This window comes from Stenotrophomonas sp. YJH_SMC_69, assembly GCF_059370495.1.
This window is the reverse complement of sequence record NZ_JCAFTS010000004.1, coordinates 426,470-449,365: the sequence shown is the minus strand read 5'-3', so window position 1 is coordinate 449,365 and position 22,896 is coordinate 426,470. Positions and strand designations below refer to the sequence as shown.

Below are 22,896 nucleotides of genomic sequence, written 5' to 3'. Positions count from 1 at the left end.
CACGATGTCGGCCTGGCAGCAGCGACAGCACCTGCAGCAGGCGATCGCACGCCAGCCCGGCGATTTCGTCGCCTGGGTGATGCTGGCCGACCTGGAACTGGAAGCCGGCGACATCGCCGCCGGCGAGCAGGCGGCACGACGCGCGCTGCAGCTGCGCCCGAACCACCCCGAGGCCCTGGCGCGCCTGGGCCGCGTGGCCTGGATGGCCGGCGCGCACGCCGACGCGGCGAAGCTGCTTGGCCAGGCCTCGGCATTGGCCCCGCAGCACCCGGGCATCGCGCTGTGGCTGGGCCATGCGCTGGAAGACGCCGACGATGCCGAAGGCGCAGCAGCGGCCTATCGCCGCGCGCATGCGCTGATGCCGGATGAACCCTACATCGCCGCGCAGCGCCTGGCATGGCAGCGCCGCCTGTGCGACTGGCAGGACGTGGACACGCTGGCTGCGCAGGTACGCGCCGCGCTCGCCGCCGGCCACGGTGCGGTGGAACCCTTCGCCTTCCTCAGCGAAGACGCCAGCGCGGGCGAGCAGTTGGCCTGTGCACGTGCGCGCGCCGCACTGATCGCCGCCTCGGTCCGGCCCTTGCCGGCAGTGACGGTACGCGCGCGCGGCCCGTTGCGCGTCGGCTTCCTTTCCAATGGCTTCGGCGCCCATCCCACTGGGCTGCTGACCGTGGCCCTGATCGAACACCTGCGTCATGACCCGGCGTTGCAGCTGCACCTGTTCGCGCTGAACCGCGCCGATGGCAGCGGCATCCGCGAACGCCTGCAGTCCGCGACCCGGCTGCATGAGGTGGCCGCACTGCGGCATGCCGACATCGCGGCCCGCATCCGCGCACAGGGCATCGACCTGCTGTTCGACCTGCGCGGCTGGGGCGGCGGCGGCACGCCCGAAGTGCTGGCGATGCGCCCGGCCCCGCTGCAGCTGAACTGGCTGGCCTACCCCGGCACCTCGGGCGCGCGCTGGCTGGACGCCGTGGTCGCCGACGAATTCGTACTGCCGGCAGCGCTGGAACCGCACTTCAGCGAACGCGTCCTGCGCCTTCCGCGGGCCTTCCAGCCCTCGGACAACACCCGCACGCTGGAGCCGTCGCCGTCCCGCGCCGAGTGCGGGCTGCCCGAGCACGGCGTGGTGTTCTGCTGCTTCAACAACAGCTACAAGCTCAACCCGCGCAGCATGGGCCGCGCCTTCGCAGTGTTGCAGGCCGTGCCCGGCAGCGTGCTGTGGCTGCTGTCCGGCCCCGGCCAGGCCGACGCCCGCCTGCGCACGGCCGCGCAGGCTGCCGGCCTGGACCCGGCGCGGCTGGTGTTCATGGCCAAGCTGCCGCATCCGCAGTACCTGGCCCGCTACCCACTGGCCGACCTGTTCCTCGACACGCATCCGTACAACGCGCATACCACCGCCTCCGATGCACTGTGGGCCGGCTGTCCGGTGCTGACCTGCCCGGGCGACACCTTCGCCGCGCGCGTGGCCGGCAGCCTCAACCACCATCTGGGGCTGGCCCGGATGAATGTCGCCGATGATGCGGCGTTCATCGCCACCGCCAGCGCACTGGGCAATGACCCCGCAGCACTGGCCTCGCTTCGCGCCGAGCTGGCGCAGGCGCGCGAACGCAGTGGCCTGTTCGACATGGCCGGGTTTGCCCGCGACCTGTCGGCCCTGCTGCAGCGGCTTGCCGGTGAACACGGCTGGCAAGGTGTCGACAACACCTGAGCGACCCCTGCGTTACGCTCGGGCTTCCTCCCCGCGTGGTGTGACGATGGCCAAGCTCAAGCGCAAGGACTACGACGAACTGCTGCTGCCGCTGCAGCTGGAACTGACCGCGATGGCGCGCTGGGTGCAGCTCAGCGGGCAACGCCTGCTGGTGCTGTTCGAGGGACGGGATACGGCAGGCAAGGGCGGCGCGATCCAGGCCATCAGCCAGCATCTCAATCCACGCCAATGCCGGGTGGTAGCACTGCCCAAGCCTACCGACCGCGAAGCCACGCAGTGGTATTTCCAGCGCTATGCCTCGCATCTTCCCGCCGCCGGCGAGATCGTGCTGATGGACCGCAGCTGGTACAACCGCGCAGGCGTCGAGCGGGTGATGGGCTATTGCAGCGAAACCGAGTACCAGCAGTTCCTGCGCCAGGCACCGGTATTCGAGCAGCTGCTGGTGGATGACGGCATCCTGCTGTTCAAGTACTGGCTGGGCGTGGACCAGGAGCAGCAGGAGAAGCGCTTCGCCGAACGCCAGCTCGATCCGCTGAAGGGCTGGAAGCTGTCCCCGGTCGACCTGAAATCGCGCAGCAAGTACAGCGCCTATACCGAAGCCCGCGAGGCGATGCTGCGCGCGACGCATCGCGAGGCTGCGCCGTGGACGCTGGTGGATTTCAACGACCAGCGGCTGGGGCGACTGACCCTGGTGCGCAACCTGCTGGACCGGTTGCCGGACACACGGGTGGATGCGCCGTTGCCGGAGCTGCCGAAGCTGAAGGGCAAGCTGCATCGCGAGCACTACGATGTGCTGAAGCCCATCGAGGATTTCCCGGTCGAGGATTAGGGTTGTTCGGCAGGGTTGCACCCTGCACCTGCTCAACGCAACGGCAACGGCAACAGCAACAGCGGGCATCCGCGGGATGGCGGCGCGGTGGGTGGGCACGACCGTTGGCGCCATGGATGGCGACATCGAGCCCCCATGGACGGGTCTACGGCGTGTCCTACCCACCCAACCGCCCCGCCTCTGACAGATCCCTGCGGCTGTTGGTAGGTGTCGACCTTGGTCGACACATCTGTCAGATATCGAAATGGAGCCGGGGTCAGATCCGTTTTCCTGCGGAAAGCGGATCTGACCCCATCGGCAATCCCATTGGCCTGGCGGGCGTCGGATCGTGTCTGGGGCAGAGCCCCCTGAGTCAGGGGGCGGCCGCGAAGCGGCGGGGGTTTGGGTGTTGGTAAATGGGGCCCGCGGTTCGCGCAGCGAAGCGTGGGAGCGGCAGCGCGCATGCGATGGCGCGTACCGAGGTGCAGGGCCGCAGGCCCTGCCGACCCACCCACTACTTGGCGGCCGCGATCTGCTTTTCGATGTCGGCGGCGGTCACCGGGCCAAGGAAGGTGTGGGCCAGCTTGCCCTGCGGATCCAGCAGATGCGTCAACGGCAGGCCTCGCGGCGTGGCGAAGTCGGCCGGCGGATCGAACGGGTCCACGATCACGATCGGATAGGTCACCGGATGCTTGGTCAGGAACGACTGCATTTCCGGCACTTCGATGTCCTCGTAGGCCAGGCCGACCACCTCGATGTTGCTGCGCATCGCATGCAGCGCCGACAGCTCGGGCATCTCCTTGCGGCACGGGGCGCACCAGGTCGCCCAGAAGTTCACCACCACCCACTTGCCACGATGCGCGGCCAGATCGTAGTCGCTGCCATCCACCGCCTTCATCTTCAAGGTCGGGAATTCGGCAGTGGTGCGCTCGGCCGGGGTTTCATCGACCGGTGCCGGAGTGGTCGGCGTCGGCGCCTGTGCCGGCGGCTGGCTGCTGGCCGGTGTCGGCTCCTGGGCCGGCTTGCAGGCCGCCAGGGCCAGCAGCAGGGTCAACGGGAGCAGCAGCGGCAACGGCGTCTTGCGGGTCATGGCATGTCTCCAGAGTCGGTATAGATATCACTGACCTTGCGCTTCAGGCGTTCGCGCAGGGGCAGCCGCAGATCGTCCAGCGCCGCCAGTGCGGCACGGCCCAGGCTGTCATCACGGTACGGCAGGTGCTGCTCGGCCACCGGGATGCGCAGCTGGGTGCATTCGTACAGATCGGCCAGGCTGACCTGGTCCAGGTCACGCGACAGCAGCCACTCGCCCCGCTCGTCGCGGCGCAGCAGGTCGATCTCCTGCAGGTTGCAGATCAGGTCCTGCAGCAGTGAATCGGTCAGCATCGGCTCCAGCCGCAGGATCTCGTCATCGGCCAGGCCCTTGCCCTTGGCCCGTGCATGCTGGAAGCGGCCAAGCAGGCGCAGCAGTCCATAGAACTCATACCCCTGCGGCAGGCGCAGTTCCACCGGCTGGTAGCGGAAGGCGGCCATCGAAGAAGCCAGCGACGCCCCCAGCAGCACCGCCACCCAGCACAGGTAGATCCACAGCAGCAGGATCGGCACGAACGCCACCGTGCCATACAGTTTCTGGTAGGACTGGAAGCTGCCCAGATAGGCACCGATGCCCCACTTCACCAGTTCCAGGATGACCGCCGCCAGGATCGCGCCGGGCACGGCATGCCGCCATTTCACCGTGTGGTGCGGCACCACCCGGAACATCAGCGTGATGCAGACGAACTCGATCAGGATCGGCGCCAGCCGCAGCGCCAGCTCGGCCAACCAACGGCCCTCCTGGGTACCGAACAACGGCATCGCGAACACCCGCGCCGATACCGCAAGCGATGCGGCGGCGAGCATCGCGCCCAAGGTCAGCACGGTCCAGTAGACCAGGAAGCGGGTCAGCTTGGGCCGGGTCGAGCCGACCCGCCAGATCTGGTTGAAGGTCTCTTCCACACTGTTGAGCGTGATCAGCAGTGAGGCCACCAGTGCGATGAAGCCGGCCGCCGTCAGCTGGCCGGCACTGGCCGAGAACTGCCGCAGGTAGCCCTCGGCCGCACGCGCCGCGGAGGGCACGAAGTTGGAGAATACGTAGTCGCTGAGCTGATCGCTCCAGCGGTCGAAGACGGGGAAGGCCGACAGCACACCGAATACCACGATCGCCAGCGGTACCAGCGCGAACACCGTGGTGTAGGCCAGCGCCGCCGCTGCCTGGAACAGGCGGTCGTCGAGGAAGCGATGCCACAGGAAGCGGCCGAAACTGATGGCCCGTGCGCGATCCCGCGCGCGCTCCATCCACAGGTTGAGCGTATCCAAAGGTTCCATCGGTGGAAGGGTACCCGATGCGGAATGCTGGCAGGATAGCCATACTGGTAGCCACACGACGAGGAGAAGCGGGCACGATGGGCGAGATTCTGGTGCTGTACTACAGCCGGGGCGGTTCGGTGGCACGGCTGGCGCGCCAGATCGCGCGGGGCATCGGCGAAGTGCCGGGCATGACCGCGCGCCTGCGCACGGTGCCGCCGGTGGCCGCCGTGACCCAGACCGCGCAGCCACCGGTACCCGACGATGGCGCCCCCTACGTGAGCGTGCAGGACCTGGTCGACTGCCAGGGCCTGCTGCTCGGCAGCCCCACCCGCTTCGGCAACATGGCCGCGCCGGTCAAGCACTTCCTGGATGGGCTGGGCGCCGAATGGGTCAATGGCACCCTGTCCGGCAAGCCGGCCGGCGTGTTCACGTCCACCGCCTCGATGCACGGCGGCCAGGAATCGACCCTGCTGTCGATGCAGGTGCCACTGCTGCACCACGGCTGCGTGATCGTCGGCATCCCGTTCACCGAACCGGCGCTGAGCCACACCACCAGTGGCGGCACGCCCTATGGCGCCAGCCACGTGGCCGGTGCCGCCGACGATCCGCAGCCGACCGACGACGAAGCGGTGCTGGCGCGCGCGCTGGGGCGCCGGGTGGCCGACATCGCGCAGCGGTTGGCCCGATGAACCGCGCGCCGCGCACGGTCCTGCTGTTGGCCCTGATGGGGCTGGCCGCGCTGTTCGCAGGCTGGTTCATCAATGACAGGCACTGGCTGGCCACCCAGCTGGTGTTCACCGCGCCACCGCTGGCGCTGGCCATCGCCGTGCGCCTGGGCTGGCGCAAGGCCGGCTTCTGGGCCTCGGTGCTGGCGCTGGGCTGGTTCAGCCACGGCGTGATGAGCGCCTGGAGCCACCCGGAGACGCGCTGGCTGGCGCTGATCGAGATCGCGCTGGCGCTGCTGGTGATCTTCAGCGCCAGCCTGCCCGGCCTGCGCGCCCGCTTCGGCAAGCGGCGCTGACGCTGCGCGCCCAGGGCCTTATCATCTGCATTCCTGGCCCCGCGCCGCAGTCCCTGTCCTGGTTTCGCGCATGCACATGATGGAAGAGCTCCTGGTCGTCACCACCGGTGGCACGATCGACAAGATCTACTTCGACGACAAGTCGGACTACCAGATCGGCGATCCGCAGATCGGCATGATCCTGCGCGAGCTGGGCGTGACGTTCCGCTTCAACGTGATTCCGATCCTGCGCAAGGATTCGCTGCACATCAACGACGAAGACCGCGAGCTGATCCGCGCCACCATCGCCGCGCAGCCCACCCGGCACGTGCTGGTGACCCACGGCACCGATTCGATGGTGCAGACCGGCAAGGTGCTGGCGACGATCCCGGACAAGACCATCGTAATGACCGGTGCGCTGAGCCCGGCACGCTTCCGCGGCTCGGATGCGGAGTTCAACATCGGTTGTGCGATCGGTGCGGTGCAGTCGCTGCCGAGCGGCGTGTACATCGCGATGAACGGGCGGATCTTCGACCCGCAGCACGTGCGCAAGAACGTGGCGGCGAACCGTTTCGAGTCGGTCTGAGGAACAGCGTGCCGGCCGAGGTCGGCACCCACCCGGACAAAAACGCCCCGGCCGAAGCCAGGGCGTGCCCATGGAGAGGGACTTGGGCTCAGTACTGGGCGTTGAGGGTCAGGCCCGAGAAGGTGCTGTACGCCTTCACCCGCACATACCAGGTGCCGGCGGCAGGGCTGTTGATGGTGCAGGTCTCGCTGTTGCCGCTCAGGTACGGACGGCAGGTGTAGGTGGTATCGGTCGGGGCACTGCCCTGGCGCACGTACAGGTCGGCATCACCGCTGCCGCCACTGATTGCCACGCGCAACTGGGTGCTGCCGGCCGGAACGGCGACGGTGTAGTTCAGCTCGGCACCGGTCGCGGCGCCCAGGCCGGTCACCGGCACGTTGTTCTGCAGCACGTTGCCGCCCGGGTTCGGGCCACCGCCATTGATCGCCGCATCCACGGCCGCGTTGGCGTCGACGATGCCGGCGCCGCAGCCCCCCGAGCAGGCGCCCGGCAGCGGGCGTGCGGTGCTCTTGATGATGCTCTCGACCTGTGCCGGGCTCAGCGGGCTCGGCGCCACCGACTGCATCAGGGCCACCACACCGGCCACATGCGGCGCCGCCATCGAGGTGCCGTTGTAGGACGCGTAGCTGAAGCTGCCCGGCGTGGTGGTGCCGGTGTTGAGGGTGGACAGGATGCTCTGGCCCGGGCCGGAAATGTCGATGCCGGCACCATAGTTGGAGAAGCTGGCACGCGCACCGGCCGAGGTCGTGGCCGCCACCGCGATCACGTTCGCGCAGTTGGCCGGCACCGACGAGGACACGTTGGTGTTGCTGTTGCCGGCGGCGACCACCACGGTGGTGCCGCGGCTGACCGCGCCGTTGATCGCGTTCTGGTAGGTGGCCGAGCAGGTGCCGCCGCCGCCCAGCGACATGTTGATGACTTCCGCCGGATTGGCATTGGCCGGCACGCCACTGACGGTGCCGCCGGAGGCCCACACGATCGCATCGGCGATGTCGGAGGTATAGCCGCCGCACTTGCCGAGCACGCGCACCGGGACGACCTTGGCGTTGAACGCCGTGCCGGCCACGCCGGTGCTGTTGTTGGTCACCGCCGCCACGGTGCCGGCGACGTGGGTGCCGTGCCAGCTGGAGTTGGACGCCGGGATGCCCGAGCCGCACTCGTTGGCGCCATACCAGTCGCCCTCGTCGTTCGGGTTGCTGTCGCGGCCACCGCCATCGCGCGCCATCGCGGCATCGCTGATGAAGTCATAGCCGGGCAGGATGTTGGCGTTGAGATCGGGATGGTTGGTGATGCCGGTATCGATCACGGCCACCACCACGCCGGTGCCGGTGGCCTTGTCCCAGGCCGGCCGCACGTTGATCGACGCGTTGGAGGTACCAAAGCCCCACTGTTCGCTGAAGCGGGTGTCATTCGGGGTCAGCGTCGCGCGCATGATCTGGTCGACTTCGACGTATTCCACGTTCGGGTCGGCGGCCAGCTTGCGCATCAGCAGCTCGGATTCAGCCTGGTCAAGCGGGCGGTCGGTCCTGACCAGGGTCGGGCCAACGGCCAGCTTGCGGACCTCCTGCAGGCCCAGCGCGCGGCCCTGGCTGCTGGCCAGGCCGGCGGCGGCACTCTTCAGCGAAGAGGCCAGTGCGGTGGTGTTGGCCACCGGCGCACTGCCGTCGCGGTACTTCACGATGAAGCGCTGGTGCGTCGGCGCGGACTGCAGGCCGCTGAGCTGGACGTCACCGGCCAGCGCAGGCGTGGCCAGCAGCAGCGATGACAGAACGGACGCACCAAGGACCACCCACACTCGACGCACACGCGGTTGCGTTACCTGGGACATCGTATTTCCCTTTCTTGTGGTGTGAATGCCGGAATCGGCAGAAGCACCGGCCCGAACCCTGGGCTGGCTTGCGTTGGCGAGGTTCGAAGTCCGGCGAGTCAGCGGATCCCCCTAACGATCCGCCGTGCAGATGACGCTAATGGCCAGAACCGGACACCACAAGATTTTCAGCGTCTTTTCAGCAAGATGAAATGTTCGTTCTGAGACTTTCCGGGTCGAGGGTTTGTGAAGGTGAAGGAACTTTCTCATCTCCTGCACACACCTGACTGGGTCATCACCTGTCCTGCGATGACTTTGCCGACATCGGCATCCGCCGATTCGGGGTCGGAGCCGGGGTCAGATCCCTTTTCCCACGGAAAAGGGATCTGACCCCACCCACCTGTCCACAACGCAGAAAGCCCGTCACAGGGACGGGCTTTCCAGCAACGCAGCCGGGCGTGGGCTCGGCTCTACAGTTCAGCGTGAGCGATCAGCCCAGCTTGACCAGCCAGTTGTGCCGGTCCGGCAGGCGGCCGTACTGGATGTCGGTCAGTTCCTTGCGCAGCGACATGGTCACTTCGCCGGCCGGCGCGTTGATGTCGCCCACCGAGAAACCCTCGCCCTTCAGCTGGCCGATCGGGGTGATCACCGCCGCAGTGCCACAGGCAAACACTTCGCTGATCGCACCGGAGGCCACGCCGTCCTTCCACTCGTCGATGCTGACCTTGCGCTCTTCGACCTTCATGCCACGGTCGCGCGCCAGCTGCAGGATGCTCTCGCGGGTGATGCCCTCGAGGATGCTGCCGGACAGTTCCGGGGTGACCAGCGTGCCGTCCTTGTAGACCAGGAACACGTTCATGCCGCCCAGTTCTTCCAGGTACCTGCCTTCGACCGGGTCCAGGAACAGCACCTGCGAGCAGCCCTGCGCCTGCGCCTTCTGCTGCGGCAGCAGCGAGGCGGCGTAGTTGCCACCGCACTTGGCGGCGCCGGTGCCGCCCTTGGCCGCGCGCGCGTATTCGGTGGACAGCCAGATCGACACCGGGGCCACGCCCTTGGCAAAGTACGGGCCGGCCGGGCTGGCGATGACGTAGTAGCCGGCCTTGTGCGCGCCGCGCACGCCGAGGAAGGCTTCGTCGCCGATCATGAACGGGCGGAAGTACAGGCTCGACTCGTCGGCCGACGGCACCCACTCGCTGTCGACGGCGATCAGCTGCTTCAGCGATTCGACGAAGATCTCCACCGGCAGTTCCGGCAGCGCCAAGCGCTGCGCCGAACGCTGCAGGCGACGGCCGTTGGCATCCGGGCGGAAGGTCCAGATCGAGCCGTCAGCATGGCGGTAGGCCTTGATGCCTTCGAAGATCTCCTGGCCGTAGTGCAGCACGGCCGCGGCCGGGTCCAGCTGCAGCGGGCCGTAGGCACGCACGCTGGCGTTGTGCCAGCCGGCATCCTTGTCCCAGCGCACTTCCACCATGTGATCGGTGAAGTGCAGGCCGAAGCCCGGCTTCTCCAGGATCTTGGCGCGCTCTTCAGCGCTGCGCGGGTGGTCCGAACGGGTGACGGCGAAGCTGGGAATGGACTGGGACACCGGAGGATTCCTGTTCTGGTTGCGGGTAGTGCCGGGCCCGCGTCACTGCGGGCCCTGGGTCAAAGCATGCCGGTCTCGAGCCGCGCCGCCTCGGACATCATGTGCTGGTTCCACGGCGGGTCGAACACCAGGTCGACGTCGGCCTCGGCCACCGTCGGGATCATTTCAAGCTTGCTGCGCACGTCGTCGACCAGGATCTCGCCCATGCCACAGCCCGGTGCGGTCAGGGTCATCTTCACGTCGATCTCGCGCTTGCCTTCGTCCAGATGCTTGATCTCGACTTCATAGACCAGGCCCAGTTCAACGATGTTGACCGGAATCTCCGGGTCGAAGCAGGTGCGCAGCTGCTGCCACACCAGTTGTTCCACCTGCTCATCGGTGGCGTCGGCCGGCAGCTCGAGCGGTGCCGGCGCCTCCTTGCCGATGGCGTCGCCGTCCTTGCCGGCGATGCGGAACAGGTTGCCCTCGACGAACACCGAATAGCTGCCGCCCAGCGCCTGGGTGATGTACCCATAGCTGCCGGCAGGCAGGGTCACGGTATCGCCCTGCGGGACCATCACGGCCTCGCAATCGCGTTCGAAGTGGACAGGTTCGCTGCTACGGGAATACATGGGGACCGATATGGGGCCGTGGCCGGGGCCACGCAAGACGGCATTCTAGCCCAGCCGCCCCGGCACCGCCGGTGCACTGCGGCAAACCACAGTATCCTGTGGGTGATCTTCAGGGAGCTTCGATGTCCTCCATTGCCACGCGTGCCAGGACCGTCACCTGGCTCTGGTCCCTCATGCTGTTGCTGGGTCTGCTTGTTGCTCCCCTCGCCTGGATGGTCCTGGCGCTGATGACCGGCCGACAGGTCGGCTGGATGGCGGTAGTGTCCGCCCTGGAACTGGTGTTCATGCTGCGCCTGGGCACACTGGGCCCGGGCCGGTTGCGCATCGCCCTGGTCGTGCTCGGCACTCTGCTGGTGGCCGCCGTGGCCAACTGGGCCATCGCCAGCGCCTGGATGGGCGGCTCGATCGGTCTGGACCTGTGGGACGCCACCACGCGGATGGGCCCGCACCTGGCCTGGACCCTGATCACCCTGGCCAATGGCGCGATGGAATGGCTGTGGCTGGCCGTGGCCGTGGTCGTCGGCGCCTGGCTGGCGCGCTGAGCGCGTAGATCCACGCCACGCGCGGATGGGGGGTAGTGCCGGCCGCTGGCCGGCAAAAGCGTGCGGACCAAGGTCCGCACCTACCAGATGCAACCATCACGCGCGGATCCGGTAGTGCCGGCCGCTGGCCGGCAAAAGCGCGCGGCCCCAGGTCCGCACCTACCAGATGCAGCCGCCACGCGCGGATCCGGTAGTGCCGGCCGCTGGCCGGGAAAGGGATCAGAGCCCTGTCCTGCGGAAAGGGATCCGACCCCGGTCTTCAATGCCCGCCGTCGAGCGCCTTCAGCTCGCTCACCAGCGAGGCGGCCGCTTCGGCGCCGTCGCCATAGAGCATGCGGGTATTGTCAGCGTAGAAGAGCGCATTCTCGATACCGGCGAAGCCGGTGCCCTTGCCGCGCTTGATCACCACCACGTTGCGCGCGTTGACCACGTCCAGCACCGGCATGCCGTAGATCGGGCTGGCCGGATCAGTACGCGCGACCGGATTGACCACGTCGTTGGCACCGATCACCAGTACCACGTCGGTGTTGGTGAACTCCGGATTGATGTCATCCATGTCGGCGATCAGGTCGTAGGGCACGCCCGCTTCGGCCAGCAGTACGTTCATGTGCCCGGGCATGCGCCCGGCGACCGGGTGGATGGCGAACTTCACCTTCACCCCGCGCTGGCCCAGCCGCTGCGCCAGTTCCCAGATCTTGTGCTGGGCCTGGGCCACGGCCATGCCGTATCCAGGCACGATCACCACGCGTTCGGCGTAGGCCATCATCGCCGCGACATCCGGGGCTTCGATCGGCTTCTGCGCGCCGCTGATCGCCTGCGCTTCGCCACCAGCACCGCCGCCGAAGTTGGAGAACAGCACGTTGCGGATCGGCCGGTTCATCGCCTTGGCCATCAGCCGGGTCAGCAGGATGCCGGCCGCGCCGACCATCATGCCGGCGATGATCAGCGCCTCGTTGCCCAGCACATAACCTTCGAACGACACTGCCAGGCCGGTGAACGCGTTGTACAGCGAGATCACCACCGGCATGTCGGCACCGCCGATCGGCAGCGTCATCAGCACGCCCAGCGCCAGTGCCAGCACGAAGAAGGCGACGATTGCCCAGGCACTGAGCGTACTGGCCGCGATGATCGCCAGCACCACCGCCGCCAGCGCCACCAGCAGGTTCATCACCTGCTGGCCGGGCCAGGTCACGCGCTTGTCCAGGCGTCCATCCAGCTTGGCCCACGCGATCACCGAGCCGGACAGCGACACCGCGCCGATCGCCGCGCCGACCACCGCCAGCAGCAGCATCGTGCCGGACGGCTGGCGCGCGGCCAGGTCGGCCAGCGCCTGCGCGCTCCAGTGGCTGGTATCGCGGTGGGCCAGGAAGGCATAGCGCAGCAGTTCCACCGCACCGATCACCGCCGCCGAGCCACCACCCATGCCGTTGTACAGCGCCACCATCTGCGGCATGTCGGTGATGGCAACCTTGCCGGCCGACCACCAGGCCAGGCCCGCACCCAGCAGCAGTGCCACCAGGATCAACGGCACGTTGTGCAGTTCGGGCAGGAAGAAGGTGGCCGCGGTGGCCAGCAGCATGCCCAGCCCGGCCCAGCGGATGCCGCTGCGTGCGGTCAGCGGCGAGGCCATGCGCTGCAGGCCGAGCAGGAACAGCGTAGCGGCGACCAGGTAGCTGGCCTTGACCAGCCAGTCGAGCAGTTCGACGGTGCTGATGTTCAAGCCTGCGGCTCCTTCGGTTCGTCCTTGCCGCCCCTGGGCGCGCTCGGCTTGAACATTTCCAGCATGCGCGCGGTGACCACGTAGCCACCGGCGGCATTGCCGGCGCCGAGCACCACGGCCAGGAAGCCCAGTGCCTTCTCCAGCGGCGTCTGCGCATGCCCCAGTACCACCATCGCGCCGATCAGCACGATGCCGTGGATGAAGTTGGAGCCCGACATCAGCGGGGTATGCAGGATCACCGGCACCCGCGAAATGATCACGTGGCCGGCGATGGCCGCCAGCATGAAGATGTACAGCGCTACGAACCCGTCACTCACCGGCAACGCTCCTGCTCTGTCTTCGTCGGCCCATCATAACCATGGGCTGAACCCGGCGCGCACCCGGCGTCAACCGGAGCGCCGCTCACGCGTTGTCGATGGTGACCCCGAGCGAGGAACCGTACCCTGTGCTGGTGAGCAGCCCCGCCCCCCCGAGCGCCGAGACCGATGCCCTGCCGGCATCGCTGGAGGCATTCCTGGCCAGCGTCGGCCCGCGTGCGTTCCGCTTCGCCGAGGCCGGCCTGCGCCAGCGCGAAGACGCCATGGATGCGGTGCAGGACGCGCTGCTGCGCATGCTGGATTACACCGACAAGCCGGCCGCCGAATGGGCGCCGCTGTTCTGGAGCATCCTGCGCCGCCGGGTGATCGACCTGCAGCGCCGGCGCCGCTTCCGCCTGCCGTTCTGGCGCGACAACCAGGACGCGGAAGGCGGCGAGATCGACTGGGCCGATCCCGGCCCGGACCCGGCACAGGCACATGAGCAGCGCCAGCAGTACCAGCAGCTGGTGGACGCGTTGCGCACCCTGCCCGCCCGCCAGCGCGAGGCCTTCACCCTGCGCGTGCTGCAGGACCTGGACGGGGCCACCACCGCCCGCGCCATGGGCTGCAGCGAAGGCGCGGTAAAAACCCATCTGGCACGCGCCCGGCAGGCGCTGCAGGACTACCTGGAGACCCACCCGTGAACCGCTCCCTGCCTTCCGATGACACCCTGCGCCGCCTGCACGCGCAGTCGCTGCAGGCGCTGTCGCCGGCAACGCTGGCCCGGCTGCGCCAAGCTCGCCACGGCGCCACGGCCACCACCCATCGTGGGCGCTGGCGCTGGTGGCTGGCCAGCGCCTGCTCACTGGTGGTTGCACTGGGCATTGGCCTGCAGTTCACCGGCCATGGCACGCTTGCGGGTCCGCCGCCGGACCCCGTGCTTGCTTCAGTGGAAGACAACGGCGCGCTCTACGACGAGAATCCCGATCTGTACCTGTGGCTGGGCGATACCGACCTGGCGATGGAGTAAATCATGTCCCGACTGCTTGCCCTGCCACTGCTGTTGACCCTGGCGCTGCTGCCGGCCGTTCCGGCGCTGGCGCAGAACGCCACGCCCGCCCCTGCCGCACCGGTCGCGCCATTGCCTGCGTGGGAGCAATTGAGCGAATCCCAGCGAGAGTCCCTGCTGGCGCCGCTGCGCGACCGTTGGAACAGCGCTGATGCCGGCCAGCGCCAGCGCATGCTCTCGCACGGCCAGCGCTGGCAATCGATGAGCCCGGAGGAGCGCGACAAGGCCCGCCGCGGCCTGCGCCGCTTCGAGCACATGAGCCCGGAACAGCGTGAACAGGCACGCGCCCTGTTCGGGCAGATGCGCAACATGCCGCCGGCACAGCGCGACGCGCTGCGCGAGCGCTGGTCGCAGATGACGCCGGAGCAGCGCCGGGACTGGGTGCGCGACAACCCGCCGCCGGCGAAGCCGCGGTAAGGCCCCGGGGAACGGGGTCAGAGCCCTTTGCTGACGCAAAGGGATCCGACCCCTGGCAGATTGCGGGAGATCGGGGTCAGATCCCTTTGCCAGAGGCAAAGGGATCTGACCCCACGTCATTCATGCCTGCCAGCGCGTCTTTGCCAGCAGCTCGTCGTCCCAGTCGAAACCGAGCCGCCCCTCGCGCACGAACAGCGCAACGAAGTTGAGCAGGTTGCGCGCATACATCTCACTGGCCTGGGTCGCGCCGCGACTGGCCAGGCCCAGCGGACCATCGATGGTCACGCCCTGGTGTTCGATGCAGTGCCCCGGCTGGGTCAGTGCACAGTTGCCGCCGCTCTCGGCCGCCAGATCGACAATGACGCTGCCGGTGGCCATGCCCTCCACCATCGCGGCGGTCACGATGGTCGGCGCCGGCCGACCGGGTACGGCAGCCGTGCAGATCACCACGTCCACGCTGCGCAGGTGGTCGGCCAGCCGACGCTGCTGCTCGGCGCGCTCCTCGTCGGTCAACGCACGCGCGTAGCCGCCTTCACCGGTCGCGCTCACGCCAAGATCGAGGAAGCGCGCACCCAGTGACTGGATCTGCTCGCGGGTTTCCGGGCGCACATCGAAACCTTCCACCTGTGCACCGAGGCGCCGCGCGGTGGCGATGGCCTGCAGGCCCGCCACGCCGGCACCGATCACCAGCACCTTGGCCGGCCGCACGGTGCCAGCGGCGGTGGTCAGCATCGGGAAGAAGCGCGGCGCGCGTTCGGCGGCAATCAGCGCTGCCTTGTAGCCGGCCATGCCGGCCTGCGAACTGAGTACATCCATCGCCTGCGCGCGGGTGGTTCGCGGCAGCTGCTGCAGCGGGAACAGCTGCAGGCGATCATCGGCCGCCAGCGCGGCCAGCGCCGGATCGTTGGCCGGTGCCAGCAGGCCAACCACGCTGGCACCGGGCCTGAGCTGCTCCAGCACCGTCGCAGGAGGTGCCTGCACGCACAGCAGGATATCGATCTCGGCCCAGCGGCCCGCGTCGAAGACACGTGCGCCGGCGTCGTCATAGGCGGCATCGGTGAAGCCGGCGGCCAGCCCGGCGCCGGCCTCGTACCAGACCGTAATGCCGAGGGCACCGAGCTTGCGCGCGGTTTCCGGTGTCAACGCCACGCGCCGTTCACCCGGCGCGGTCTCCTTGATCCCCAGCAACGCCACGGCCATGCAGGTCCCCGCTGATCGGTGAGTTTTCCCGATCCTAGCAGGCAGCCAGCACTCAGTGCAGGGTGGTGCTGCCCGGGTCGAGGCGGTCGATCACGCCCTGCATGGCGCTGTCGAAGGCGCCATCGTCAACGTGGGCACGCAGGCGGCCGAGCCGCACCATCACCGCCAGCTCTTCTGGCGAGGCCACGCAGAAGCGCACGCCGCGACGGTTGACGAACAGCAGGCGCGAGGAAATCGGGCTGACCCAGGACAGCTTGCCCGCCTGGACCTTGCCGTCCTTGTCGACGAAGTCCAACCAGTTGCCGATTTCCATGCGTCGGAAGCGGTCGGCATCGGCGTTGTCGAAATCGTCGGCATCGATCTGCCCGCTGAGTTCCACCGCTGGCGATTCGGCCACCGGCGGTGCCGGCAGCGCGACCTGCGGCAGCTCGGGCAGCGCGCGCTGCAGTTCCGGCCGCGACTCGGCGATGCCCTGCAACGTGTCGTGCAGGGCGTCGATCGCACCGGTAGCCGCATCGCCGTGCACACCGACGCTGGCAAACACCTTGGCCAGCACCGGCTGCCAGGCCTGCAGCCATGGCTTGCCGACAATCTGCCGGCGTGCCTCGGCCACTTCCTCCAGCAGGCCGTCGCCGAGGCTCAGTGCCTCGGCCACCGACGCGCCTTCTTCGCCCTCGCGCAGCAGCGCCAGGGTCAGGTGGTGCTGCCAGGGCTGGCGCAGGAACTCGGCAATGGCCGGCGGAAGGGTGGCATCACCGATGCGACGATCCAGTTCCGCACTGGCCCGGCTGCGGGCCATCTCCAGCTTTTCCTGCCCACGCTGCGTCTCCGCGGCACGGCGCTCGGCGATTTCCACGCGGCGGCGATGCTGCACCAGGAACTCGCGGAATTCTTCTTCCAGGGTCAGGAAGATCGCCAGGTTCTCGTTGAACTCGGCCACCAGGCGCTCGATGATCTCCTCGACCTTGGCCATCAGCATGCGCTCGGCCTGGCTCTCGCCGGTGTTGCCCTCGCAGGCCTCGGCCAGCGAATTGAGCAGCTTGCGCGCCGGATGGGTCTTCTGCACGAACATGCGGCGGTCGAGCATGGCGACCTTGACGAAAGGCACGACCAGGCGGCCGATCAGTTCGCGCGAGCGGCCTTCCAGTTCACGCTCGTCCAGCATCACGTCGAACAGCATGCCGACCAGGTCGATGGCATCCTCATCCTGCGGGTCCAGCCGGGTCTGGCCCGGATCGACGCCGAGCTGGGTGGCGCTGGACAGCACTTCGCTCTTCAGCCGCTGCGCCAGCGATTCGCCGTCCTCGCCGATGGCTGCACGCAGCGTCGCGCTCGGCGTGGCCTGCAGCAGCGACAGCACCGACATCATTTCGCGCTGGCTGAGCGGGCGCTGCTGGCCGACCGCCACCTGTGCCGCAGACGTGGCGTCCTCACGCACATGGCGGGTCTGCTGCAGCAGTTCGTGCAACGCTTCCAGCAGCATGCCTTGCTGGCCGGCGTAGGCCTCGCCGGCGGCGCCATCATCGCCGCCCAGGTGCTGCTGCATATGCCCGCGGCGCTCGGACCAGCGGGCGGCAAAGCGCTGCGCCCAAGCCGGTGCGGCCTGCTCGTCATCGCTGAACCCCGGATCGACGCCCGCGCCGTGGCGATGCTCGACCAGGTCATCCAGCATCCCGGTCATGCGCGGATCCGGTGCCGGCGGTTGTGGGCGCTGCGGAGCCCCCATCTGCGACATCACGCCGGCTGCGGCCAGCTGCTCGTCCAGCTTCTCGTAGATGCGGCCGACCGGTGCACGCAGGTCGCGCTCGCACAGCTTGATCAGCACCAGATGCACTTCCGGGGCCAGTTCGCAGCCGGCAAAGGCCTCGTGGATGGCCACGCCCAGATGTTCGGGGCTGATGGGATTGTGGTCGGCGTCCAGTTCCACGCCGCCGATCAACCGGCCCAGGCGGCGGTCCAGCCGCGCCAGCACCGGCTTGAAGTCACGCAGCAATACAGTGGCGAAATTGCGCACCGCCAACCGCGATTCCAGTACGTGTTCGGCCAGCAGGCTCAGGCCATCCTCGGCCGGCCCCGACAGGGTCGCCTCGGCCGACAGCGGCTCACCGGCCGCCAATGCGGCCCACGCCTGCTGCAGGTGGCCGGCGAAGGCGGCAGCGATCTCCTCACGGCGGCGGCGCAGTTCGCGCATCGCATCCAGGAACAGCAACTGCGACGAGCCGGCATTGCCGGCGCGGTCGAACAGGGCATCGTCGAAACGCGCCAGCGCGGCCCCGAAGGCCTGGCACAGCGCGGGCAGGACCATGTCCCGGGCAAGCTGGAGCTGGGCCGGGTCACGGCCCGGCGATCCCATCGGTGTGGGCACGCTCATCATTCGGGAAGGCTCCCCACCTTCTCTGGTACGACAGACAGCATGGACATCGCGACGACCGGCACACCCCATGTACCGGAACGTCGATGGTAGGCCGGCCAGCCCGTCACGGACAGTGAAACAGTCCTCACTTCAAACCTCATGACCGGCGGCCCGGCAAGAGGGGTATCGTAAGCCGTGCAAGGCCCACGAGGCGAGGGGAAGCGGCTGTCCGTTTCCCGCCAGTGGCATGATGTTCATCACAGTTTGGTATTCAGGGGCCGGACGCGACACAGACGGCGTCATTGACCACCCCGACTATAATCAAACACCCGTGATGACCGGTTCAGACTCCATGCCCGACCCCGCTGCCCTGCTCGCCCTGGATGCCCGCCGCTCAGTGCCTTCGCGGCAACTGGGCGAGCCCGGCCCGGACCCGGCCACCCTGCAGCGGATGCTGGCGTCGGCCGTGCGCGTGCCCGACCACGGCAAGCGCGTCCCGTTCCGCTTCCTGAAGATCGCCGGCGATGCACGTCACACTCTGGGCGACTTCCTGGCCAAGCGCAGCCGCCAGCGCGACCCGCATGCCGGCGAGGCCGTGTTCGAGAAGGACCGCCAGCGTTTCAGCCACGCCCCGCTGGTGATCGTGGTGGTCGCCAGCCCACGCCCGGACCCGAAGGTGCCGGAACAGGAACAGCTGATGACCGCCGGCTGCGTCTGCTTCGCCCTGCTGCAGGCCGCGCAGGCGCTTGGCTTCGGCGCACAGTGGCTGACGGCCTGGATGGCCTTCGATCCGGTCGTGCAGGCCCACCTGGGCCTGGTCGAGGGTGAACGCATCGCCGGCTTCATCCACATCGGCACCGCCAAGGCCGACGTGCCCGAGCGCGAGCGCCCCGACCCAGCGACCCTGCTGCAGGACTGGACGCCGCCGGCATGACCCTGCCGGCACCGCCGCCGTCGCTGTACCTGGTCGATGCCAGCATCTACGTGTTCCGCGCCTGGCACTCGCTGCCGGACCAGTTCCAGGACGCGCAGGGCTGGCCGACCAATGCTGTGCACGGCTTCGCCCGCTTCCTGCTGGACCTGCTGGAGCGCGAGCGCCCGCGGCACATCGCCATTGCCTTCGACGAAGCGCTCGACAGCGGCTTCCGCCACCGCCTGTATCCGGCCTACAAGGCCAACCGTGATCCGGCACCGGAAGCGCTCAAGCGCCAGTTCGTGCACTGCAAGGCGCTGTGCGCGGCGTTGGGCCTTGCCGTCCTCGCCCACCACGACTACGAAGCCGACGACCTGATCGGCAGCGCACTGCACGTGCACCGCGGCAGCCATCGCGGGGTGATCATCTCCGCCGACAAGGACCTGTCGCAGCTGCTGCTGGATCACGACGAACAGTGGGACTACGCCCGCAACCAGCGCTGGGACGTGGCCGGCGTGAAGGCACGGCACGGCGTGCACGCGCACCAGATTGCCGATTACCTGGCGCTGTGCGGCGATGCGGTGGACAACATTCCCGGTGTCAGTGGTGTCGGCGGCAAGTCCGCCGCCGTGCTGCTGGCCCATTTCGGCAGCTTGGATGCGCTGTACGAACGCCTGGACGAAGTGCCGTTCCTGCGCCTGCGCGGTGCCGCCCAGATGGCGGTGCGCCTGCGCGAGCAGCGCGAGCACGCCCTGCTCTGGCGCCAGCTGACCACCATCGCGCTGGACGCGCCGCTTGAAGGCAGCCAACCCGGCCTGCTGCGCCAGACCGCCGACCCCGAGCTGCTCGGCGGCCTGTGCCAGACCCTGCGCTTCGGCCCGATGACCCGCCGCCGGCTGTTCGATGCCGCCGGCGTACCCGATATTCTTCCCACCCACAGCGAGCCCGCATGAGCCAGCGCAACACCGAAGCCCCGCGTGTCGTCTATGAAGGCAAGTACCAGCGCATGCTGGTACGCGGCACCTGGGAATACAGCGAACGTACCCATGCCGGTGGCCTGGCCGCGATCATCATCGCGGTGACCCCGGAGGACAAGGTGCTGTTCGTCGAACAGTTCCGCGTGCCGCTGCAGGCCCCCACCATCGAGATGCCGGCCGGCCTGGTCGGCGACATCCACGCCGGCGAATCGATCGAAGTCTCGGCCGTGCGCGAGCTGGAAGAAGAAACCGGCTGGACCGCCGATCACGCCGAAGTGCTGATGATCGGCCCGACGTCCTCCGGCGCCAGCAGCGAGAAGATCGCCTTCGTACGCGCCACCGGCCTGCGCCGGATCGGCGACGGTGGCGGCGATGACAGCGAAGACATCACCGTGCACGAGATTCCGCGCGCGCAGGCGGCGGCCTGGCTGGTGCAGAAGATGGGCGAAGGCTATGAGCTGGATGCCAAACTTTGGGCGGGCCTGTGGATGATCGAGCACCACCTGGACGGGCGCCCGCGTGGCTGACGCCGATCTGCACGTACTGCCGGCGCTGCTGGGCGCCGACGACCCGGCGATCTATACCCTCCACCGGCCGCAGGGCGCCTCGCCTTACCTGCTGCTGGCCGATCACGCCGGCCAGCAGGTGCCACGCGCGCTGACCGGGCTCGGCCTGGCCCAGGCCGAGCTGGACCGCCATATCGGCTGGGACATCGGCATTGCCGGCACCACCCGCGCACTGGCCGAACGGCTGGATGCATGGGCGATCGAACAGACCTATTCGCGGCTGCTGATCGACTGCAACCGCCCACTGGCCTCGCCGACGCTGATTCCGGAAGTGAGCGACCACACCGTGGTCCCGGGCAATGCCAGGCTGTCGGCTGCACAGCGGCAGCAGCGCATCGACGCGATCCACGCGCCCTACCATGCGCGCATCGACGCGGAACTGGATGCACGCCGCGATGCCGGCCGCCCCACCCTGCTGGTGATGATGCACAGCTTCACGCCAGTGATGAACGGCACGCAGCGGCCGTGGCACGCCGGCGTGCTGTACCACCAGGACACGCGCTTTGCGCATGCACTGCTGCAGGCACTGCGCGATGAAGGCGACCTGGTGGTGGGTGACAACGAACCGTATTCGGTCAGCAGTACCAGCGACTACGCGGTACCGGTGCACGGCGAAGGGCGCGGCCTGGTGCACGTGGAACTGGAGATCCGCCAGGACCTGATCGCCGATGCCGCCGGGCAGCAGGCGTGGGCGGAGCGGCTGGCGCGGATCTTCAGCGCCTTGCAGCCACAGTTGCTGGCGTTCGGTTGAACGCTCTTGGACCCATCCCGTATCGGTAGTGCCGGCCGCTGGCCGGCAACCTCAATGATCCAACCACCCCGGGGTTGCCGGCCAGCGGCCGGCACCACCGCAGGCGTGGCACATCCACCTACGGCAGCGCCTTCAATCATGCCTCGTTGACCGGGCAGACGGCAGCAGCCGATTCGACCGGCGCCGGGCGCAGGCCCAGCGCGATCACCACGCCGAGCGCGGCGAACAGCGCGGCGCCGTACTGCGCATTGACCATGCCCTGCAGCGCATCAGGGCTGGTTGCCTCCTGCGTGCCGCGCGCGGCGTTGGCCACCATCACCAGTACCGCCAGTCCCAACGCGCCGCCGATCTGCTGTGCGGTGGCGGCCATGCCGGACGCCACACCCTGCTGCGGCCCCGGCACGCCCTGCCCGGCCACGATCCACATCGCCGTCCAGCTCATGCCCTGGCCCACGCTGAGCACCACGATGCCCGGCAGCAGCGGCCAGTAACCGGCGCCATGCGGCATCGCCAGCGCCACCGCAGTGATGCCGATGGCACCGGCCGCGAAGCCCCAGGCCAGCACCTGCCGTGGCGAACGGCGCCGCAGCATGCGTTCGGCAATGCGGATGCCGAAGGTGCACACCACGGTCGGCAGCAGGAAGGCCATGCCGGCCTGCAGCGGGCTCCAGCCGTAACCATCCTGGAAGTAGAGCGCCAGGAAGTAGTACTGCACGCCATAGCTGCTCATGAAGGCGAAGGTCAGGCCGAGTGCCGCGCGCAGGCCGGGCAGGCGCAGCAGCGCAAACTGCATCAGCGGGTCACGGCTGCGCTTTTCGATCTGTACGAACACCGTCAACAGTACGGCTGAAAGCAGCAGGCAGATGAGCGTGGCGCGGGCCGTCCAGCCCCACTCCGGCCCTTGCACCAGGGTGGTGACCAGCAGGCTGCCGCCGGCGGTGACGGTGAGGCAACCGGCCAGATCGAAGGAACGGCCCTGCACACGCGGGCCATCGGCCGGCAACCACGCGCCGGCCGCGACTGCACAGGCGGTGGCCAGCGGAACGATCACCGCCAGCACCGCCGGCCAGCCGAACGCCTGGGTCAGCACGCCACCGAGCAGCGTGCCCAGCGCCAGGCCGGCCGCACTGGCCATGCTCCAGATCGCCAGTGCGCGGTTGCGCACCGGGCCTTCCGCATACAACGTGTTGATCAGCGCCAGCGTGGCCGGGAACAGCAACGCGGCACCGATGCCCTGCGCCGCGCGCGCGATGATCAACAGGGTGGCATTCGGCGCCAGCGCGCCGAACAGCGACGCCAGCGCGAACAGCAGCATGCCCAGCCGGTAGAAGCGGCGGCGGCCGATCAGGTCGGCGGCGCGCCCGCCCAGCAGCAGGCTGCCGCCGAACGCCACGGTGTAGGCACTGACTACCCATTGCAGCTGCTGCGCGTTGATCTGCAGCGCGCGGCCCATGTCGTGCAGGGCGACGAAGATGATGGTGGCATCCAGGGCGATGATCAGCTGGGCAGTGGCCAGCAGGGTCAGCGCCCAGCGCGGGTACTTGAGGGGAGGCATCGGCGGTCTGGCGCGGTGGGGGAGCGCAGTCTCATTGATGCGACCGAATCAATAAACCCCCTGCCAGCCATATCTGTCATGATTTT

General features: G+C 68.4%; 23 protein-coding genes. 13 read left to right on the top strand and 10 right to left on the bottom strand.

Annotated elements, in window-relative coordinates; all coding sequences use genetic code 11:
• Positions 1-4 precede the first annotated feature (4 nt).
• Together AC5P8F_RS09915 and ppk2 are read left to right on the top strand one after the other, a co-directional pair.
• The gene (locus tag AC5P8F_RS09915; protein WP_126411758.1) at positions 5-1,711 is read left to right on the top strand and encodes an O-linked N-acetylglucosamine transferase, SPINDLY family protein; all 1,707 of its coding nucleotides are present in this window, start codon (positions 5-7) and stop codon (positions 1,709-1,711) included.
• Between the two features lie 46 nt (positions 1,712-1,757).
• Entirely contained in the window at positions 1,758-2,540 is a 783-nt protein-coding gene (gene ppk2, locus AC5P8F_RS09910) for a polyphosphate kinase 2 (RefSeq protein WP_495228007.1), read from the top strand.
• 493 nt (positions 2,541-3,033) lie between these two features.
• Here ppk2 and AC5P8F_RS09905 read toward each other — a convergent pair whose 3' ends face one another.
• Positions 3,034-3,609, bottom strand: a complete 576-nt coding sequence (locus tag AC5P8F_RS09905) for a TlpA family protein disulfide reductase (RefSeq protein ID WP_014646027.1) — start codon at positions 3,607-3,609, stop codon at positions 3,034-3,036.
• Positions 3,606-4,880, bottom strand: a complete 1,275-nt coding sequence (locus AC5P8F_RS09900; protein ID WP_032956948.1) for a YihY family inner membrane protein — start codon at positions 4,878-4,880, stop codon at positions 3,606-3,608. The genes AC5P8F_RS09905 and AC5P8F_RS09900 overlap by 4 nt, the downstream gene beginning before the upstream one ends.
• Before the next feature lie 77 nt (positions 4,881-4,957).
• On the opposite strand from AC5P8F_RS09900, the gene wrbA reads away from it, so the two are divergent.
• The 3 genes from wrbA (at position 4,958) to AC5P8F_RS09885 (ending at position 6,448) form a co-directional block, all read left to right on the top strand.
• Positions 4,958-5,551: an NAD(P)H:quinone oxidoreductase gene (gene wrbA / locus AC5P8F_RS09895; protein ID WP_014646025.1), complete on the top strand. Its 594-nt coding sequence runs from the start codon at positions 4,958-4,960 to the stop codon at positions 5,549-5,551.
• Positions 5,548-5,883, top strand: a complete 336-nt coding sequence (locus tag AC5P8F_RS09890) for a DUF2069 domain-containing protein (RefSeq protein WP_014646024.1) — start codon at positions 5,548-5,550, stop codon at positions 5,881-5,883. The genes wrbA and AC5P8F_RS09890 overlap by 4 nt, the downstream gene beginning before the upstream one ends.
• A 79-nt stretch (positions 5,884-5,962) precedes the next feature.
• The gene (locus tag AC5P8F_RS09885) at positions 5,963-6,448 is read left to right on the top strand and encodes an asparaginase domain-containing protein (RefSeq protein WP_010481766.1); all 486 of its coding nucleotides are present in this window, start codon (positions 5,963-5,965) and stop codon (positions 6,446-6,448) included.
• A gap of 88 nt (positions 6,449-6,536) precedes the next feature.
• Here AC5P8F_RS09885 and AC5P8F_RS09880 read toward each other — a convergent pair whose 3' ends face one another.
• The 3 genes from AC5P8F_RS09880 to sufT all read right to left on the bottom strand — a co-directional run bounded on the left by AC5P8F_RS09880 (position 6,537) and on the right by sufT (position 10,451).
• The gene (locus AC5P8F_RS09880; protein WP_495228005.1) at positions 6,537-8,276 is read right to left on the bottom strand and encodes a S8 family peptidase; all 1,740 of its coding nucleotides are present in this window, start codon (positions 8,274-8,276) and stop codon (positions 6,537-6,539) included.
• A 469-nt stretch (positions 8,277-8,745) separates the two neighbouring features.
• On the bottom strand, positions 8,746-9,840 hold the full coding sequence (locus AC5P8F_RS09875) for a branched-chain amino acid aminotransferase (RefSeq protein WP_495228004.1): 1,095 nt from the start codon (positions 9,838-9,840) through the stop codon (positions 8,746-8,748).
• Positions 9,841-9,899: 59 nt separating this feature from the next.
• Positions 9,900-10,451 carry a putative Fe-S cluster assembly protein SufT gene (gene sufT / locus AC5P8F_RS09870; protein ID WP_005415385.1) on the bottom strand — a complete coding sequence of 184 codons (552 nt, stop codon included), beginning with the start codon at positions 10,449-10,451 and terminating at the stop codon, positions 9,900-9,902.
• A 122-nt stretch (positions 10,452-10,573) separates the two neighbouring features.
• On the opposite strand from sufT, the gene AC5P8F_RS09865 reads away from it, so the two are divergent.
• Positions 10,574-10,993, top strand: coding sequence for a hypothetical protein (locus AC5P8F_RS09865; RefSeq protein ID WP_041863078.1), 420 nt, complete (start codon positions 10,574-10,576; stop codon positions 10,991-10,993).
• A gap of 259 nt (positions 10,994-11,252) precedes the next feature.
• Here AC5P8F_RS09865 and AC5P8F_RS09860 read toward each other — a convergent pair whose 3' ends face one another.
• Entirely contained in the window at positions 11,253-12,713 is a 1,461-nt protein-coding gene (locus AC5P8F_RS09860) for an NAD(P)(+) transhydrogenase (Re/Si-specific) subunit beta (protein ID WP_495228002.1), read from the bottom strand.
• Positions 12,710-13,030, bottom strand: a complete 321-nt coding sequence (locus AC5P8F_RS09855) for an NAD(P) transhydrogenase subunit alpha part 2 (RefSeq protein WP_014646018.1) — start codon at positions 13,028-13,030, stop codon at positions 12,710-12,712. Before AC5P8F_RS09855 ends, AC5P8F_RS09860 begins: the two co-directional genes overlap by 4 nt.
• Before the next feature lie 98 nt (positions 13,031-13,128).
• Between AC5P8F_RS09855 and AC5P8F_RS09850 the strand changes: the two genes are divergently transcribed.
• The 3 genes from AC5P8F_RS09850 to AC5P8F_RS09840 are packed head-to-tail and all read left to right on the top strand — an operon-like array spanning position 13,129 to position 14,495.
• A complete protein-coding gene (locus AC5P8F_RS09850; RefSeq protein WP_080052964.1) occupies positions 13,129-13,713 on the top strand; it encodes an RNA polymerase sigma factor in 585 nt (194 codons plus the stop codon).
• On the top strand, positions 13,710-14,039 hold the full coding sequence (locus AC5P8F_RS09845; RefSeq protein WP_032956964.1) for a membrane protein: 330 nt from the start codon (positions 13,710-13,712) through the stop codon (positions 14,037-14,039). Before AC5P8F_RS09850 ends, AC5P8F_RS09845 begins: the two co-directional genes overlap by 4 nt.
• Positions 14,040-14,042: 3 nt before the next feature.
• The gene (locus tag AC5P8F_RS09840) at positions 14,043-14,495 is read left to right on the top strand and encodes a DUF3106 domain-containing protein (protein WP_014646015.1); all 453 of its coding nucleotides are present in this window, start codon (positions 14,043-14,045) and stop codon (positions 14,493-14,495) included.
• A 120-nt stretch (positions 14,496-14,615) separates the two neighbouring features.
• Here the strand turns inward: AC5P8F_RS09840 and AC5P8F_RS09835 are convergent, their stop codons facing one another.
• The gene (locus tag AC5P8F_RS09835) at positions 14,616-15,695 is read right to left on the bottom strand and encodes an NAD(P) transhydrogenase subunit alpha (RefSeq protein ID WP_069118521.1); all 1,080 of its coding nucleotides are present in this window, start codon (positions 15,693-15,695) and stop codon (positions 14,616-14,618) included.
• Positions 15,696-15,747: 52 nt separating this feature from the next.
• Positions 15,748-18,069: a PacR family protein gene (pacR, locus tag AC5P8F_RS09830; protein ID WP_032956973.1), complete on the bottom strand. Its 2,322-nt coding sequence runs from the start codon at positions 18,067-18,069 to the stop codon at positions 15,748-15,750.
• A 331-nt stretch (positions 18,070-18,400) separates the two neighbouring features.
• On the opposite strand from pacR, the gene AC5P8F_RS09825 reads away from it, so the two are divergent.
• The 4 genes from AC5P8F_RS09825 to AC5P8F_RS09810 are packed head-to-tail and all read left to right on the top strand — an operon-like array spanning position 18,401 to position 21,255.
• Positions 18,401-18,982 (top strand): nitroreductase family protein, encoded by a 582-nt coding sequence (locus AC5P8F_RS09825; RefSeq protein ID WP_014646012.1) that lies wholly within the window; start codon positions 18,401-18,403, stop codon positions 18,980-18,982.
• Positions 18,979-19,914, top strand: a complete 936-nt coding sequence (locus AC5P8F_RS09820) for a 5'-3' exonuclease (RefSeq protein WP_046429027.1) — start codon at positions 18,979-18,981, stop codon at positions 19,912-19,914. Before AC5P8F_RS09825 ends, AC5P8F_RS09820 begins: the two co-directional genes overlap by 4 nt.
• Complete coding sequence (locus tag AC5P8F_RS09815) at positions 19,911-20,465, top strand: NUDIX hydrolase (protein ID WP_049408489.1); 555 nt, start codon at positions 19,911-19,913, stop codon at positions 20,463-20,465. The genes AC5P8F_RS09820 and AC5P8F_RS09815 overlap by 4 nt, the downstream gene beginning before the upstream one ends.
• Positions 20,458-21,255 (top strand): N-formylglutamate amidohydrolase, encoded by a 798-nt coding sequence (locus AC5P8F_RS09810; RefSeq protein ID WP_014646009.1) that lies wholly within the window; start codon positions 20,458-20,460, stop codon positions 21,253-21,255. The genes AC5P8F_RS09815 and AC5P8F_RS09810 overlap by 8 nt, the downstream gene beginning before the upstream one ends.
• A 136-nt stretch (positions 21,256-21,391) precedes the next feature.
• On the opposite strand, the gene AC5P8F_RS09805 is transcribed toward AC5P8F_RS09810, so the two are convergent.
• The gene (locus AC5P8F_RS09805) at positions 21,392-22,810 is read right to left on the bottom strand and encodes an MFS transporter (RefSeq protein ID WP_288496417.1); all 1,419 of its coding nucleotides are present in this window, start codon (positions 22,808-22,810) and stop codon (positions 21,392-21,394) included.
• Between the last annotated feature and the right edge of the window lie 86 nt (positions 22,811-22,896).

What these genes read in the sequence shown, in the direction of transcription:
- AC5P8F_RS09915 (WP_126411758.1), top strand. Translation starts at nt 5, where the DNA reads ATGTCGGCCTGGCAGCAGCGACAGCACCTGCAGCAGGCGATCGCACGC.
- AC5P8F_RS09805 (WP_288496417.1), bottom strand. Translation starts at nt 22,810, where the DNA reads ATGCCTCCCCTCAAGTACCCGCGCTGGGCGCTGACCCTGCTGGCCACT.
- AC5P8F_RS09890 (WP_014646024.1), top strand. Translation starts at nt 5,548, where the DNA reads ATGAACCGCGCGCCGCGCACGGTCCTGCTGTTGGCCCTGATGGGGCTG.
- wrbA (WP_014646025.1), top strand. Translation starts at nt 4,958, where the DNA reads ATGGGCGAGATTCTGGTGCTGTACTACAGCCGGGGCGGTTCGGTGGCA.
- AC5P8F_RS09850 (WP_080052964.1), top strand. Translation starts at nt 13,129, where the DNA reads ATGGTGACCCCGAGCGAGGAACCGTACCCTGTGCTGGTGAGCAGCCCC.
- AC5P8F_RS09820 (WP_046429027.1), top strand. Translation starts at nt 18,979, where the DNA reads ATGACCCTGCCGGCACCGCCGCCGTCGCTGTACCTGGTCGATGCCAGC.
- AC5P8F_RS09880 (WP_495228005.1), bottom strand. Translation starts at nt 8,276, where the DNA reads ATGTCCCAGGTAACGCAACCGCGTGTGCGTCGAGTGTGGGTGGTCCTT.
- AC5P8F_RS09905 (WP_014646027.1), bottom strand. Translation starts at nt 3,609, where the DNA reads ATGACCCGCAAGACGCCGTTGCCGCTGCTGCTCCCGTTGACCCTGCTG.
- ppk2 (WP_495228007.1), top strand. Translation starts at nt 1,758, where the DNA reads ATGGCCAAGCTCAAGCGCAAGGACTACGACGAACTGCTGCTGCCGCTG.
- AC5P8F_RS09815 (WP_049408489.1), top strand. Translation starts at nt 19,911, where the DNA reads ATGAGCCAGCGCAACACCGAAGCCCCGCGTGTCGTCTATGAAGGCAAG.
- AC5P8F_RS09840 (WP_014646015.1), top strand. Translation starts at nt 14,043, where the DNA reads ATGTCCCGACTGCTTGCCCTGCCACTGCTGTTGACCCTGGCGCTGCTG.
- pacR (WP_032956973.1), bottom strand. Translation starts at nt 18,069, where the DNA reads ATGATGAGCGTGCCCACACCGATGGGATCGCCGGGCCGTGACCCGGCC.
- AC5P8F_RS09900 (WP_032956948.1), bottom strand. Translation starts at nt 4,880, where the DNA reads ATGGAACCTTTGGATACGCTCAACCTGTGGATGGAGCGCGCGCGGGAT.
- AC5P8F_RS09885 (WP_010481766.1), top strand. Translation starts at nt 5,963, where the DNA reads ATGGAAGAGCTCCTGGTCGTCACCACCGGTGGCACGATCGACAAGATC.
- AC5P8F_RS09865 (WP_041863078.1), top strand. Translation starts at nt 10,574, where the DNA reads ATGTCCTCCATTGCCACGCGTGCCAGGACCGTCACCTGGCTCTGGTCC.
- sufT (WP_005415385.1), bottom strand. Translation starts at nt 10,451, where the DNA reads ATGTATTCCCGTAGCAGCGAACCTGTCCACTTCGAACGCGATTGCGAG.
- AC5P8F_RS09835 (WP_069118521.1), bottom strand. Translation starts at nt 15,695, where the DNA reads ATGGCCGTGGCGTTGCTGGGGATCAAGGAGACCGCGCCGGGTGAACGG.
- AC5P8F_RS09825 (WP_014646012.1), top strand. Translation starts at nt 18,401, where the DNA reads ATGCCCGACCCCGCTGCCCTGCTCGCCCTGGATGCCCGCCGCTCAGTG.